At 63.1% G+C, this 14,172-nt stretch carries 12 protein-coding genes and 2 pseudogenes; 2 read left to right on the forward strand and 12 right to left on the reverse strand.

The window, feature by feature from the left end; translation table 11 throughout:
• Window positions 1–86: 86 nt before the first annotated feature.
• From H2O14_RS24100 to H2O14_RS24145, 10 genes and pseudogenes are all read right to left on the reverse strand, one after another.
• Complete coding sequence (locus H2O14_RS24100; RefSeq protein ID WP_182829879.1) at window positions 87–1,988, reverse strand: hypothetical protein; 1,902 nt, start codon at window positions 1,986–1,988, stop codon at window positions 87–89.
• 28 nt (window positions 1,989–2,016) lie between these two features.
• Window positions 2,017–3,051 carry a Gfo/Idh/MocA family protein gene (locus tag H2O14_RS24105; RefSeq protein ID WP_182829880.1) on the reverse strand — a complete coding sequence of 345 codons (1,035 nt, stop codon included), beginning with the start codon at window positions 3,049–3,051 and terminating at the stop codon, window positions 2,017–2,019.
• A 16-nt stretch (window positions 3,052–3,067) separates the two neighbouring features.
• Window positions 3,068–4,132 carry an ABC transporter permease gene (locus tag H2O14_RS24110; RefSeq protein WP_182829881.1) on the reverse strand — a complete coding sequence of 355 codons (1,065 nt, stop codon included), beginning with the start codon at window positions 4,130–4,132 and terminating at the stop codon, window positions 3,068–3,070.
• A pseudogene (locus H2O14_RS24115) lies at window positions 4,132–5,674 on the reverse strand (sugar ABC transporter ATP-binding protein). The gene H2O14_RS24110 and the pseudogene H2O14_RS24115 overlap by 1 nt, the downstream one beginning before the upstream one ends.
• 1 nt (window position 5,675) lies before the next feature.
• Window positions 5,676–6,314: a DUF2291 family protein gene (locus tag H2O14_RS24120; protein WP_182829882.1), complete on the reverse strand. Its 639-nt coding sequence runs from the start codon at window positions 6,312–6,314 to the stop codon at window positions 5,676–5,678.
• Between the two features lie 122 nt (window positions 6,315–6,436).
• Window positions 6,437–7,378 carry a D-ribose ABC transporter substrate-binding protein gene (locus H2O14_RS24125; RefSeq protein WP_182829883.1) on the reverse strand — a complete coding sequence of 314 codons (942 nt, stop codon included), beginning with the start codon at window positions 7,376–7,378 and terminating at the stop codon, window positions 6,437–6,439.
• A gap of 102 nt (window positions 7,379–7,480) precedes the next feature.
• The gene (locus tag H2O14_RS24130; RefSeq protein ID WP_182829884.1) at window positions 7,481–8,308 is read right to left on the reverse strand and encodes a phosphogluconate dehydrogenase C-terminal domain-containing protein; all 828 of its coding nucleotides are present in this window, start codon (window positions 8,306–8,308) and stop codon (window positions 7,481–7,483) included.
• A 248-nt stretch (window positions 8,309–8,556) separates the two neighbouring features.
• A pseudogene (locus H2O14_RS24135) lies at window positions 8,557–10,037 on the reverse strand (aldehyde dehydrogenase).
• A gap of 18 nt (window positions 10,038–10,055) precedes the next feature.
• On the reverse strand, window positions 10,056–10,733 hold the full coding sequence (locus tag H2O14_RS24140; protein ID WP_182829885.1) for a DUF1028 domain-containing protein: 678 nt from the start codon (window positions 10,731–10,733) through the stop codon (window positions 10,056–10,058).
• Between the two features lie 7 nt (window positions 10,734–10,740).
• Complete coding sequence (locus tag H2O14_RS24145) at window positions 10,741–11,157, reverse strand: RidA family protein (protein ID WP_182829949.1); 417 nt, start codon at window positions 11,155–11,157, stop codon at window positions 10,741–10,743.
• 300 nt (window positions 11,158–11,457) lie between these two features.
• Between H2O14_RS24145 and H2O14_RS24150 the strand changes: the two genes are divergently transcribed.
• The gene (locus tag H2O14_RS24150; protein WP_182829886.1) at window positions 11,458–12,687 is read left to right on the forward strand and encodes a flavin-containing monooxygenase; all 1,230 of its coding nucleotides are present in this window, start codon (window positions 11,458–11,460) and stop codon (window positions 12,685–12,687) included.
• 50 nt (window positions 12,688–12,737) lie between these two features.
• Complete coding sequence (locus H2O14_RS24155) at window positions 12,738–13,235, forward strand: YchJ family protein (protein WP_246697747.1); 498 nt, start codon at window positions 12,738–12,740, stop codon at window positions 13,233–13,235.
• A 17-nt stretch (window positions 13,236–13,252) separates the two neighbouring features.
• Here H2O14_RS24155 and H2O14_RS24160 read toward each other — a convergent pair whose 3' ends face one another.
• Together H2O14_RS24160 and H2O14_RS24165 are read right to left on the reverse strand one after the other, a co-directional pair.
• A complete protein-coding gene (locus H2O14_RS24160; protein ID WP_182829887.1) occupies window positions 13,253–13,783 on the reverse strand; it encodes an SRPBCC family protein in 531 nt (176 codons plus the stop codon).
• Complete coding sequence (locus H2O14_RS24165) at window positions 13,780–14,145, reverse strand: ArsR/SmtB family transcription factor (RefSeq protein WP_182829888.1); 366 nt, start codon at window positions 14,143–14,145, stop codon at window positions 13,780–13,782. Before H2O14_RS24165 ends, H2O14_RS24160 begins: the two co-directional genes overlap by 4 nt.
• Window positions 14,146–14,172: the final 27 nt, after the last annotated feature.

Below are 14,172 nucleotides of genomic sequence, written 5' to 3' on the forward strand. Positions count from 1 at the left end.
GGCTGGGAGGACTATGCTTCAGCGCCATCGCACGGCCCGCAAAACTTGTCACGTCAACTCCAGATAACTTCCTCGTGAACATGTTTTCAATGAGAGATCAACGCCTTGAGACAGGCGTATGGCGGCAGGGCGACGGTTTCTGAAGCCAACCCGGGCCGGAAGCCCTCGCCGAGACTTTCCGTTGTCAGGAGAGAAACTCTGCTGGCGGGGCCGGGAAGCCTGACCGTCCGTTCATACGGGGTCATGTTCGCCGCCAGCACAAAAACGCCCTCCTCGCCTTCCACGGCGAGCCCGAGAATGTCCGAAGGCGCGTCCGAGGTGAGCGCCCAGGCCGGTTGGCCGGAAAGGCGGCCGAGTTCGCCGATGACGTGTCCGAGTGGACGGATGGCGCCGGCGGCGCAAGGCTCCCCCTCGCCGGGGATCAAGCCAAATGGCCCTGCAAGTGTGGACAATGTGAGAAGCTCGAGTCCTGCCGGCAGCGTGGCCGCCGCGTAGGCGAGCGCGAAAGCAGCGCCGAACAGGCCGTTATGGCGCGGATCGACATTGGCCATGGGGATGCGCGAAAGCGTCGGATTGTCCTTGGTCGCAGAACCATAGGGGTTCTGGCGCATGGCGATGGTCGAAGGGCCGATGCGATAGGACTTGTCGGCGTAGATCGCGCGTGCGGAGGCGACGACATCGGAAAGCGCCTCGAATGTCTGCATCACCGAGAGATCGTCGGCCGCATGCACGATGGGATTGGTGCAATGGCTCACATAATCGACGAGGTCGCCGGGAATGCGCTTCCGGTTGAGTTCCGTGAAATAAGAGAGCATGCCGCCACCCAGACGGACGCCTGGGAAGGCCGCCCGCGCCGCCTGATAGAGGTTTTCAAGAGGTGGACATTCCGGCCATGCCGAACCCGGCGGCGTCGATTGTCGATCCACCGAGGGGCAGACGAACAGCGTGTCCAGCGGCAGGTCGGCTCGCTCAACGAGGGCGGCGAGTTCGGCCATTTCCTCATCGAGCGGCCGCCGGCATGGGACGGCGCATTCGAGCGTCATCTTGAGACCGGTCTGCCGCGCCACGCTGGCGTAATGCCGGAGCGCGTCGATCCCGTGTCCGGCGAGAGGGTCGTAATGGGCGATGAGATGGCGCGCGCCGATCTCCGCCAGCAGCGGAAGATGAGACGCTTCTTCCTCCATGCAATCGGGGCGGAGGCCGACGCCGATATCAGGCAGGCGGTAGGACGTCGAAGACAGGGTGAGATCCACAGGCTCATCCGAGCGCGAAAAAGCCGGCGCGGCGGTCTCCGCTGAGACGATCATTTCGACGCTCTGGCTGTGGGGCGCGCCGCTTTCGAGCCGGTAGGGCCAGGGCAGCGCCAAGGGCCGCACATAGGTCTTGTAGGAGCCGTCGGTCCAGTTGCGCTGGTCTTCCATTTCGAAGATGTCGCCGGAGAACCGCGTCTCGGCCTTGATGCCCGGAGCCGCCGAATGGGTGATGGCCGAGATGTTCTTGAAAGGCTGCCAGGGGTCGATGGCCTGAGGCCAGACAGCTTCTTCGATCGAGCCATCCGCATGCCGCACCGTCACCGGCTGACCGGACAGGCCGACAATGGGGTGCAGCACGGTGAAGCCGGCGCGGGCGGTCTCGAAATCGCCTTCCGCCATGAAATCCGCCGCGAAGCGAATGCGCTCCGCCTCTCCTTCTATGACGATGTCGGCGAAGAGCCTTGCGCCATCGGGAGCGGAATAGCTTGCGCGATAGGTGATGCGGAAATGGGCCTCGTTCTCATGGATCGCAAGGTCGGAAATCTTCGCCGCGCAGGTTCCCCAATCCTTGTCGCGCACCAGGAAAGCGATGGCGCGCACCACTTCGTGGCCGCGATAGCGGATGGTGCGGAGATTGCCGTCCTGCAGGTCGACACTCAGAGGCCCGGCCGTGAGCCGGCGCGCCGGCGCCGGAGGCTCACGGGTTCCATAAAGGCGGAAATCGAGACTGCTCATGGTTTTCTCATCGTGGATTGCAGCGAGCTCAACCAAGTAGATCCGCAAGATCGATGGTCATTCCTGTTTCGGCGCTGAGATAGGCGGCCTCGACCAGGGCGAAGGTTTTCAAATTGTCCTCGCCGGAGGTGTCGGGCGCCTGCGCCGCCGCCAGCCGCTCGATCCAGTGCTTCTGGATCAGCGCTACGCTTTCCTGGATATTGTGCCAGGGGCGCGAGGCCCAGGGCAGCAGGTTGGGCGCGACGGTGGAGACTGTTGTTCCCGATCGGCCATGCACCGCGAGGCGATAATCCTTGCCCAGCCGGAGCGTGCCTTCTGTTCCATCGATCTCGACGAAGGTTTCCGGGAACGGTTCTTCCGGCAGCTTCGAGGCGTAGGACACGTCGACGATGGAGGTGACGCCGTTGTCGTGGTCTAGCAGCATGGTGGCGACATCCTCGCCGGCGATCGCAGGATTGATCCGTCGCGTCCGCGCGGTCATGCGGGTGGCGTCGCCGAACAGATAACGGGCGATATCGAGCGAATGTATGCCGAGATCTTCGATGATGAAGCGCTTGCCCTTGGCCAGATAAGGCTGGCCGGAAAACACGTCGAAGCCGGAGCGGAAGGAGACGCGGCCCCAGAAGGCCTCGCCGATTTCGCCGGAGTCCAGCACAGCTTTGACCGCCAGGATCGGCGTCTGCCAGCGGAAATTCTCGTGGATCATCAGGGGAACGCCGGCGTCTTGGGCGGCGCGGACCATGGCCTTGGCGTCATCAAGCGTCGGGGCGAACGGCTTCTGGCAGATCATCGGGATCTTGTGCCGTGCTGCGAGTTCGACCAAGGCCCGATGGCTGGAGACGGTGGTGGCGATGTCGACGAAGTCGAAACCGCCTTCGGCGAACATCGTCTCCGCATCCTGATAGCGTCTGGCGACGCCGAACTGGTCGCCGACGATCTTCAGCCGTTGGGGGTCTCTGTCGCAGATGGCGACGATCTCGACATTGCCGGCGTCGCCCCAGCCATGCATCTGGTTGACGGCGAAGAAGCCGCAGCCAATCAACGCGCCCTTGAATGTCGACATCATCGCCCTCCCCTGTTCAGCCGGCCTTGGCCATCTGCATCAGCGTCACGCGCTGCTGCAATTTGCGTTGCGCCTGATCGACCACGACCGCGACGATGATCACCAGACCCTTGATGACCATCTGCCAGAAGGAGGAGACGCCCATCATCACCAGCCCGTCCGAGAGAATACCGATCACGAAGGCGCCGATGATCGTGCCGCCAATCGTGCCGCGTCCGCCCGACATCGAGGTTCCGCCGAGCACGGCTGCGGCGATGGCGTTGAGCTCGAAGGAATTGCCGGTGGCGGGATGCGCGGCCATCAGTTCCGACGAGATCACCAGGCCGACGATCGCGGCGCAGAAGCCTGAGAACATATAGACGAACATCTTCACCCGGTCGACGCGGATGCCGGACATGCGGGCCGCCCGCTCATTGCCGCCGACGGCGAAAATGTGGCGGCCGAGCGGCACGTAACGGGCGAAATAGGCGGCCGCCAGCGCCACCGCGATCAGCAGCCAGACCGATGTCGGCAATCCCAGAATATAGCCGGCGCCGAGAAAGCCGAAGCCTTCATTGCCGAGTTCCGGCTTGCCGACCAGATTGGGCAGCGTCTGGCCGTCGGAATAGAGAAGCGCCGCGCCGCGCGCCATATAGAGCGTGCCGAGCGTGGCGATGAAGGGCGCGACATTGAGTTTGGTGATCAACAGCCCGTTGATGACGCCGATGAACACGCCGACCACCAGCACGATCAGCGCCACTTCGAAAATGTTGAAATAGACGGTGTAGCCGATCGGCAGCTGGACGCCGTTGAGGATCAGCCCACCCGCGACCATGCCGCAAAGACCGACGATCGAGCCGACCGACAGATCGATGCCGCCGGTGACGATGACGAAGGTCATGCCCATGGCGAGAAAGGCGTTGAGAGCCACATGCTTGGACATCAGAATCATATTCGCCGTCGACAGGAAATTCGGGGCGAAGATCGAGAAGAAGGCGATCACGGCAAACAGCGCGATGAAGGTGCGCAGTTTCATGAGCGTCAGGAGCAGCGATCCGGAGACTGGGCTCGCGCCCGTTGCGGCATTGGCGGCGGCGGTCATCAGTGAAGCGTCCTTCTTTGTTTATGTCCTTCGGCGGAGGCGGCGATGATCGCCTCCTCGGTGGCGGCGGCGCGATCGAGGATCGTCACCAGTCGGCCGTTGCTCATCACGGCGATCCGGTCCGACAGCGCCATGACCTCTTCGAGGTCGGAAGTGGAAAACAGGATGGCGAGCCCCTCGCCCGCCAGCCGGCGCATGGTGCGGAAGACATCGGCCTTGGCGCCGACATCGATCCCCCCGCGACGGCTCGTCCATCAGCAGAACTTTAGGGCCGGTCATCAGCGCCTTGCCGATCACGACCTTCTGCTGGTTGCCGCCCGACATCGAGGTGACTTCGAAATCCGGGTTCGGCGCCTTGATGGCGAGATTGCGGATCGAGTCCTTGATCGCCTGCTTCTCTTTCGCGAGATCGATGTGGAACAGGCTCTTCACGAACTGACCGAGGCTCGCCAGCGTCAGGTTCTCGGCGATCGACAGGCATTGCACGAGGCCTTCGCGCTGGCGGTCTTCGGGGATCAGAGCCAGTCCCTGCTGGATGCGGCGGGTGGTGTCGGGCGCCGTCAGTTCCGCGCCGTCGATGAAGATCCGGCCCGACGCCAGCGGATGGCGGCCCATGACGCATTCGAACAATTCGCTGCGGCCTGCGCCCATCAAGCCATAAATGCCGAGGATTTCGCCCTTGCGCACCGTGAGCGATACGTGATCGACGGCATAGCCGCCCTGGGCGCGCGGCAGGCAGATCTCCTCGACGCGCAGCGCCTCGCCGCCGATCTTGTGATCCGTGGCTTTGGCGAAATCCTTGGCGTCCGAGCCGATCATCGAGCGGACGATCCAGCGGGTGTCGATGTCCTTCACCAGCGCCTGGCCGGTGATCTGGCCGTCTTTCAGCACGGTGATGTAATCGCCGATCCGCATCAGCTCTTCGAGGCGATGCGAGATATAGACGATCGCCACGCCCTGCGCCTTCAGTTCGGCGATGACCCGGAAGAGAATGTCGACCTCGGCGGCTGACAGGGCCGAGGTCGGCTCGTCCATGATGAGGATGCGGGTGTCGAGCGACACCGCGCGGGCGATTTCCACCAGCTGCTGCTGGCCGATCGGCAGGTCTTCGGCAAGCGTCTCGGCGGAGATGCCGGCTTCCAGTCGGTTGAGGAAGGCGTTGGCCTTGTCCACCTGCGCCTTGTGGTCGATGCCGCGCAGGCCGCGGGTGATCTCGCGGGTGGCGAAGATGTTTTCGGCGACCGTGAGATTGCCGAACAGGTTGAGTTCCTGAAAGACGATGCCGATGCCATGCTTGACGGCGTCGGCGGGAGAGGAGAGCGAAATGCGTTCGCCGTCCATCCAGATCTCGCCGAGCGTCGGCTGTTCGACGCCGGCGATGATGCGCATCAGCGTCGATTTGCCGGCGCCGTTTTCGCCGACGAGAACATTGACCGCGCCGCGCCGCAGCTTGAGATTGGCCTTCTTGACGGCGAGAATGCCGGAATAGGCCTTGGTGACGTCGCGCAGTTCGAGGATGACGTCGTTTTGGGAAACGTCCATATCAGCCCCCGATGGTGATCGTCGCCGGCACAAATTGCGGCAACTGGCCTGAAGACGGCTGCGGATAGGCGCCCGACGCCTTCACGGTCTTGCCGACGAGCGTGTCGCGCGGCAGCTTTTCCAACGTCAGCTTGTTGACATGGATGTTGAAGGACTTGCCGAACTGCGCCCATTCGATCTGGTTGCGGAAGGAATTGAAATCGACGAAATCCAGCGCGTCGCGCAGGGCTGTGCCGCGAATGGCCGGGCCGATCGCCACGCGGATATCCGCCTTCTGGTCGCCGTCGACATCGACGTCGACATAGCCGGCGCGCGATTTGGTCTCGGCCTTGACGATGACGCCGTCGACTTTGGCGACATAGGTCCAGGGCGCGTTGCCCTGCTTTTCCTTATGGCCATAGGTCTTGTTGGCGGCGTCCGGATCGGAGGCGACAAGGGCCGCCACGTCCTTATAGGGCCCGGATTTCTTATCGAAATAGGGTGCGACCTTGCTGTCCCAGATCTCGGCCACCTGCCGGTCTGGATCGAAGGCGGCGGCGGCGGCTTCCTTCTGCTGGTCCTCGGTCTTGACGAATTTGCATCCGGCCAGCGTGAGCCCAGTCAGCGCCAGAAGGGCGATGAAGGCGTGATGTCGGGACATGGCGCGCTCCGGTCGTGTACACCAATGATGGGCCGGCAAACGGCCCGGAATGAAGGGAAAAGGCGCGGGGATGCTGGACGGCGCCCCCGCGCAAAGTTGGCCGTAAGGCGGCCTTGGGAAAATCACTCCTTCAGCGCGAAGGTTTCGAGCTTGTCGGCATTGTCGGCGTTGATGAGCACGCAGTCCATCAGCTGCTTTTCTTCAGCCGGACCCTTGCCGGTCTTGATGAACTCGTCGGCCTGGGTGACGGCCATCTGGGCCTGCGCATAGGCCGGCTGCATGACGGTGGCCTTGATGCCGCCCGCCTTGATGGAGTCGCGCACGTCGTTGGAGCCGTCGAAGCCCACCACGATCACATCTTTGCGGCCGGCGGCCTGGAGTGCGGCGATCGCGCCCATGGCCATCGTGTCATTGCCGGCGATCACGCCCTGAATGTCCGGATTGGCCTGGAGGATGGTTTCCATCTTGGAATAGCCTTCCGTCTGGCTCCAATTGGCCGACTGCTGGGCGACCATCTTCATCTCCGGATAGTCGTCGATGACGTCGTGATAGCCCTTGGAGCGGATGCCGGCGTTGAGATCGGCTTCGCGACCGAGCAGCTCGACATAATTGCCCTTCTCGCCCATCAGCTTGACGAATTCTTCCGCGCCGAGCTGTGCGCCCTGATAGTTGTTGGAGACGATCTGCGAGACGGCGATGCCGGTGGCGTTGATTTCGCGGTCGATCAGGAAGGAGGGGACGCCGGCGTCCTTGGCCTTCTTGACGGCGGCGATCGACGCTTCCGAGCCGGCATTGTCGAGAATGATGGCTTTGGCGCCGCGACCGATGGCGGTGTCGATCAGCTGCGACTGCTTGTTGGCGTCGTCGTCATGCACCAGCACCAGCGTGTCGTAGCCGAGTTCCTTGGCCTTGGCTTCCGCGCCCACGGCTTCCGCCTTGAAGAACGGATTGTCGTGGCTCGGGGTGATGATGGCGATGAGATCGGCGGCGAAGGCCGGCATGGCGGTGGTGGCCGCCATGATGGCGGCGAAGCCGGCGAGCGTCAGTCTACGGGTCAAAGTCATGATGTTCTCCTCCTCTTGAACAAGTTTTGGCGCGGCGCTTTGGCCGACCATGTCGTTTCAACGACGGTCGCCTCCACGTCCGTCGATCTGTGGCCTCAGGCCTCAGGTAATGCGCTGAATGCTGGCGGCGATTTCTTCGGGCTCGAAGACGCGTAGCCAGTCGTCTTTCATCAGCACCGGCTTGCCGAATTCGATCGCCTTGTTGCAGGCGTCGGAAAACACGCCGGGCGTTTCCTCAAAAATGACCGCGCCGAGCACATTCATATGGCCGAGCAGGAAGTCGCGGGCCGCCTCCTTGGGCACGCCGCGGCGGACGCATTCGTCCATGGCTTCCTTCATCACGACCAGCAGTGATGCGCAGACGGTTTCGGACAGGCCGGGCTCCAGCAGCGCCATCTGTTCGACGGTGACGCGATGCGAGCGCATGACCGGCGCCCAGATCGTTTTGGCGATCTCCTCGCCGAGCGCATACTCGCTTTCCGGTCCCTGCATCAGCGCAGACACGATATGCTGCTTGGCGTGCACGCCGCCGAAGTGATCCTTCTTGGCGGCCATGTCGGTCTCGTCGTTGAAGATCGGCGGATGGCAGGGATGGGTGACGAAATAAGTAAGATCCTTACGATCGGGCAGATGGCCGGCGAAAGGAGCGGCGGCGTCGAGCACCACGACCATCACGCCCGGCTTGAGTTTGTCGGAAATCGAATGGGCGACCTTGCCGATGGCGGTATCCGGCACCGCCAGGATCACCACATCAGCGCCATCGAGTGCGGTGTCGGCGTCAATGGCCGTGACGCCCAGTTCATTGGCGAGGCGGCCCTTTCCGGCGTCGCTGACTTCGACGTGACGGACGTCGAAACGCGATCCCTTGAGGTTTTTCGCCAGGCGGCAACCCATTTTTCCGCCTGCTCCGAATAGCGCGATCGCCGTCATTGTGTCGTCTCCGTCCTTGCTTCTGTGTCACGTGGAGGGTCGGCGCTTCGGGCGCAGAGGGTTGATGTCCGCCGACGTTGCGGCGGAGGCCTCCCAGGCTGCCGTTCTCCCGACGGCGCCGCTCCTCACTCTGGAGTGAACGGGTAAAGCAACTGGTATGATGAGTCAATGAGGTAATGATTATTTTGTGCGAACACAAAAAAGCCCGCCGACAGCAGCCGGCGGGCAAGGCTTGGCGGGAGAAACGGTCAGTATTTGATCCAGGCCGTCTTGAGACCGGAGAATTTGTCGAAGGCGTGCAGCGACAGGTCGCGGCCGACGCCGGATTGCTTGAAGCCGCCGAACGGCGTCATCGGAGACAGGGCGTCCACCGTGTTGACTGATACGGTGCCGACTTTCAGCACATCGATCAGCCGGTGCGCGCGCGACAGGTTTGACGTCCAGACGGAGGCGGCCAGCCCATAGATCGTGTCATTCGCTAGCGCCACGGCTTCCTCTTCCGTGTCGAACACCGTCACGGTGAGCACCGGCCAAAAATCTCTTCCCGCGACAGCCGATCGTCAGGATCGACGTTTGCGAAGATGGTCGGCTGGATGAAATGGCCTTTGCCGGCGACCGTCACGCGCTCTCCGCCGGCGATCAGCTTGGCCGTTGTCTTGCCGTGTTCGATATAGGATTGCACGCGGTCGCATTGGCGGCCGTCGACGATCGCGCCCATGGTGGAGGCCGGATCGAGCGGATCGCCGGGCTCATAGCGCGCGGCGCGTTGCTTCATTTTATCGAGAAACGCATCGGCGACGCCGCGCTGGACGAGCAGGCGGGAATTGGCCGAGCAGATTTCGCCCTGATTGAAGAAGATGCCGAAGGCGGCCATGTCGGCTGCGGCGTCCAGATCCTCGCAATCGTCGAAGATGAGGTTGGGGCTTTTGCCGCCGCATTCCAGCCAGACCTGTTTCATATTGGACTGGGCGGAATAGCCGAGGAAATATTTGCCGACTTCGGTGGAGCCGGTAAAGGCGATGCAATCGACGTCCGGGTGCATGCCGAGCGCCTTTCCGGCGGTCTCGCCAAAGCCTGGAACGACGTTGAACACGCCGGCCGGCACGCCAGCTTGAAGCGCAAGTTCGGCGAGGAAGAGTGCGGAGAGCGGCGATTGCTCGGCCGGTTTCAGCACCACCGAATTGCCCATGGCGAGCGCCGGCGCGCATTTCCAGGCGGCCATGTCGAGCGGGAAATTCCAGGGCGTCACAGCGCCAATGACGCCCAGCGCCTCGCGCCTGACCATGGCGACATTGCCGCGACCCGTCGGCGCGATCTCGTCATAGATCTTGTCGATGGCTTCGGCGAACCATTGGAACACGCCGGCCGCGCCCGGCACATCGATGGCGGCGGCATCCGTCACGAGCTTGCCCATGTCCATGCTTTCGAGCAGCGCAAATTCGGTGAGATTGTCGCGGATGAGATCGGCGAGCTTCAGTAGCACCGCCTTGCGCTCGGCCGGCGTCTTGCCCGACCAGCGTCCGTCCTCGAAGGCGGTGCGCGCAGCTTTGACCGCGCGGTCGATATCCTCGGCGTCGCAGGCGGCGACGTCGGTGATCACCTCCTCCGTCGCCGGATTGACGCTCTGAAAAGTCTTGCCGGAGAGCGCCGGAACGAAAGCGCCATCGATGAAGGCCTGGTTGCGAAAGCGGAGTTTTGCCGCGGCGTCTTTCCAGTCGGCCAAAGTCATGGTCATCGGTTCGGCTCCTTAGCGGTCGTCGCCGGGAACGCCGTAGCTCGGCGAGCCCGAAGGATTGAGGGCGCGGGTGACATAGGCGTCGAGCTGCGGCTTGTAGAGCCGCCAGAGATCGGCGAGCTGGCTGATCGGATCGTCCTCGGCCCAGTCGACGCGGAGGTCGGCGACCGGCCAGCTGACATGATCGACGATCAGCAGACCGGCGGAATGAACGGGCCCCGCCTCCCCGCCCACCTCGAGCGCCGCATGCATGGCGGCGAGCAGCCGGTCGCCGAGATCGCCTTCGGCCGCCTCAAACGCTGCGACCATCCGCTTGGGAATAGAGGGATTGGCGAGCAGATTGCCCGCGGCGGCGCAATCGCGCCCCTGCGCCATGTCGTGGACCCCGAGCGCCTGCGCGCCGGAAAACAGCGCGGATTGTCCTTTTGCGTCCAGAATGACGAGCTGACGCCACTCCGCATGCGGATAACCATCCAGAAGCGCCGTCATCGCGGCGTCCGCGGCCAGACCCGTTGCGAGCAGGTCGAGCCCCTTCGGCCCCAGCGCGGGGTCGGTGATGTTCTGGCTGGCGACGACGCCGGTCCCGGCGCGGGCATGGGCGCAGCGCGCGGCGACCGCAGGAGACGAGGAGGAGATGGCCATGCCCAGCCGGCCGGTGGTCTTGCAGCGCCCGAGGATCGAGAAGGTCATGGCGGGCTTAATCCGGAATGACGGCGGTGACATCCACTTCGACCAGCCATTCCGGCCGGGCGAGCGCCGAGATCACCACACCGGTCGAAACGGGGAAGACGCCCTTCAGCCATTTGCCGATGACGCGATAGACGGTCTCGCGATAGCGGGGATCGACGAGATAGATGGTGATCTTGCAGATATGGCCGAGTTCCGAGCCGGCCTCTTCCAGAAGCATCTTGATGTTTTTCATCGCCTGTTCCGTCTGCGCCTCGACATCGCCGACGCCGACATTCTCGCTCGTGTCGAGGTCCTGGCCGATCTGGCCGCGAACGAACACCATGGTACCCCGGGCGACCACGACCTGGCAGAGATCGTTGTCGAGCTTCTGTTCGGGATAGGTGTCCTTTGTGTTGAACATCCGGATGCGCTTGTGGACGGGCATGGTCATTCCATTCTTCGGTTGGCGTTCCCCGGCAGGGCGGTGCTGGCGGCATAGGAACCGATGTTTGCAAGAGAGGAAAGAAGGCTTTCCGTCGCCGTTGCGTCAGGAAAACCGAAGCAGGCTGCTCCATTGCTTAGGACAATGAGGATATGCCGTTGGTTTTCAGTATACGCCGCTAATTCGAAATATCCAAATCAGATGTCAAATAAATCATCATTTCCCGAACCAATCGGCTCGGTTAGCCTTTTCCTCGTCCGGCGACAGGCCGGCTTTCAGGATTTCGGCAAAGGAGCCCGCCTCATGACGGTGGAAACCATCGACACACTCATCATCGGGGCGGGCCAGGCCGGAATTGCGATGAGCGAGCATTTGTCCAAGACGGGAATTCCCCATCTCGTGCTGGAGCGCAATCGCATCGCCGAACGTTGGCGCTCCGAGCGCTGGGATTCGCTCGTGGCCAACGGTCCCGCCTGGCATGACCGTTTCCCGACCCGCACCTTTGACGACATCGCCCCGGAGGCTTTCGCCGGCAAGGACAGTATCGTCAGCTATCTCGAAGCGCATGCGCGGGAGAATGGTTCGCCGGTTCGTTGCGGCGTCGAAGTGACCGCGCTCGGCCGCAAGCCCGATGGGTCCGGCTTCACGGCCGAGACCAATCAAGGCGTGTTCGAAGCCCGTAATATCGTCTCCGCCACCGGCCCGTTTCAGAAGCCGGTGTTTCCCGCTCTCATTCCAGCCTCGAGCGGAGTCACCCAGATCCATTCGTCCTCCTATCGCAATCCGTCAGAGCTTCCCGAGGGCGGCGTCATCGTCATCGGCGCCGGCTCCTCGGGCGTGCAGATCGCCGATGAACTGGCGCGCGCCGGTCGCAAAGTCTATCTCGCGGTGGGGCCGCATAATCGGCCGCCGCGCAGCTATCGCGGCAAGGATTTCGTCTGGTGGCTCGGGGCTCTCGGTCTCTGGGACGTCAAGGCCAATGATCCCTCGCTCGAACATGTCACCATCGCCGTCAGCGGCGCGCGCGGCGGCCATACGGTGGATTTCCGCGTCCTCGCAAGCCATGGCATCACCTTGGTCGGCCGCGCCCAGTACTATGAAAATGGCGTGCTGCATTTCGCTGATGATCTAGCGAAGAACATCGCCATGGGCGACGCCGATTATCTTTCGGTGCTCGATTCCGCCGACGCTTATATCGCCCGGGAGGGCCTGGATTTCCCGGAAGAGCCCGAAGCCCGGATCATCGGTCCGGAGCCCAATTGCGTCAAAGACCCGGTCCTCGACCTCGATCTTGCCGAAGCCGGCGTCACCTCGATCATCTGGGCGACGGGCTATACGCTCGATTATGGCTGGCTGAAGCTCGACGTGATGGACGAACGGGGACGCCCTTCTCATCATCGCGGCGTCTCCGCTGTCCCCGGCTTCTATTTCCTCGGCCTTCCCTGGCTCTCCCGCCGCGCTTCGCCCTTCATCTGGGGCGTCTGGCATGACGCCAAATATCTGGCGGAGCACATCGCGGCGCGCCAAGACTGATCGGGACTGGCCAAGGTCGCGGCAAGGCGCTAAGGGCGGAAGGTCTATCCATGCGCGAGGCCTTCATGATCGCCTGCCCCTGCGGCTCCGGCCGGTTCGAAATCTCTTGTTGCGACCCCTATCTGGCCGGCAAGCCTGCGCCGACGGCCGAAAGCCTGATGCGGTCGCGCTATACGGCGTTCACGCGCGGCGATCTCGACCATATTGAGCGGACCTGCGCCGGAGAGGCGAGGCTCGCCTTCCATCGCGCCTCTCTCGCTTTGTCTATCGCAAAGACGGAATGGCTGGGCCTGACGATCGAGGACGTCCGCGCCGGCGGCGAGGAGGATGAGAAAGGAACCGTGCGGTTCACCGTGCGCTATCGCGAGGGCGGCCGGCTGTTTTCGCAAACGGAAACCTCTGAATTCCAGAGACTTGCGGATGGCTGGCGCTATATGCGCGGCGATGTCGGCCGGGCGTCGCAGCCCGCGGCCACGGCCTCCGGCCGCAACGATCCCTGTCCTTGCGGCTCAGGCAAGAAATTCAAGAAATGTTGCGGGGCCGGATAGCTCCGGCCCCAGCCGCTTCATGCCGGAATCATCGTCTCGTACTCGTCGCGCAGGCGCGACCAAACATTCCAGAAGGGTTTCGGATCGGCTGCTTCCAGCCGCGCTTTGAGGATGTCGAGATGCGCGTGCCAGCCGGCGCCGATCTTGACCATATTGGCGCGGTCGCTGATGCGCTTGTGGATCACCGTCAGCAGAACATCCTCGCCCTTGGGCTCCAGCGTGAAGCTGACTTCGCCGGGACCCCAGGCGAAAGCGAGTTTGTGCGGCGGATCGACTTCCGTCACACGGCTCTGCATGCGATGCTCCTCCCCGAAACCCTCGGGACGCTGGCCCGGAGGGCTGGTCAGCTCGTCATTGCGCCAGACCAGTTCGATGGGCCCATCGATCGTGAGATCCATCGGTCCCGACGCCAGCCACTGGCGGCGCAGCTCGCTGTCGGTAAGATAGGACCAGACGCGCTCGGCGGGGCCGGGCAAGAGGCGTTCGAGTTTCAAGGTCGCTTGTTCGACGACGGCGGCATAGGCGTTCAGTTTGGCATGCTCATTCATCGGGTCTCTCCCTTTGTTGCATTTCCATCGCCGCCGCGGTCCGTCCGCAGCAGATTTTCGAGAATATCGAGACGATCGGTCCAGAAGCGCTGGTAGATCGCCAGCCACTCATGCGCCCGCGCCAAAGGCCCGGGATCGAGCCGGCAGACATGCGTGCGCCCCCTCACCTCCCGGCGGATTAGGCCTGCGCTTTCCAGCACCTTGATGTGCTTGGAAGCTGCGGCCAGCGACATGTCGTGCGGCGCGGCGAGATCGCCGACGCTGCGTTCGCCCGAGGCGAGCGCCGCCAGCATGCCCCGGCGCGTCGCATCCGACAAAGCGTGGAAGATCTGATCCATCTGTTGTGTATTATGTTCAACCATATGGTTGAATGTGCGCGATCGGCGCAT

Origin of the sequence: Rhizobium sp. G21, assembly GCF_014158035.1 — a bacterium.
Classification (GTDB): domain Bacteria; phylum Pseudomonadota; class Alphaproteobacteria; order Rhizobiales; family Rhizobiaceae; genus Rhizobium_E.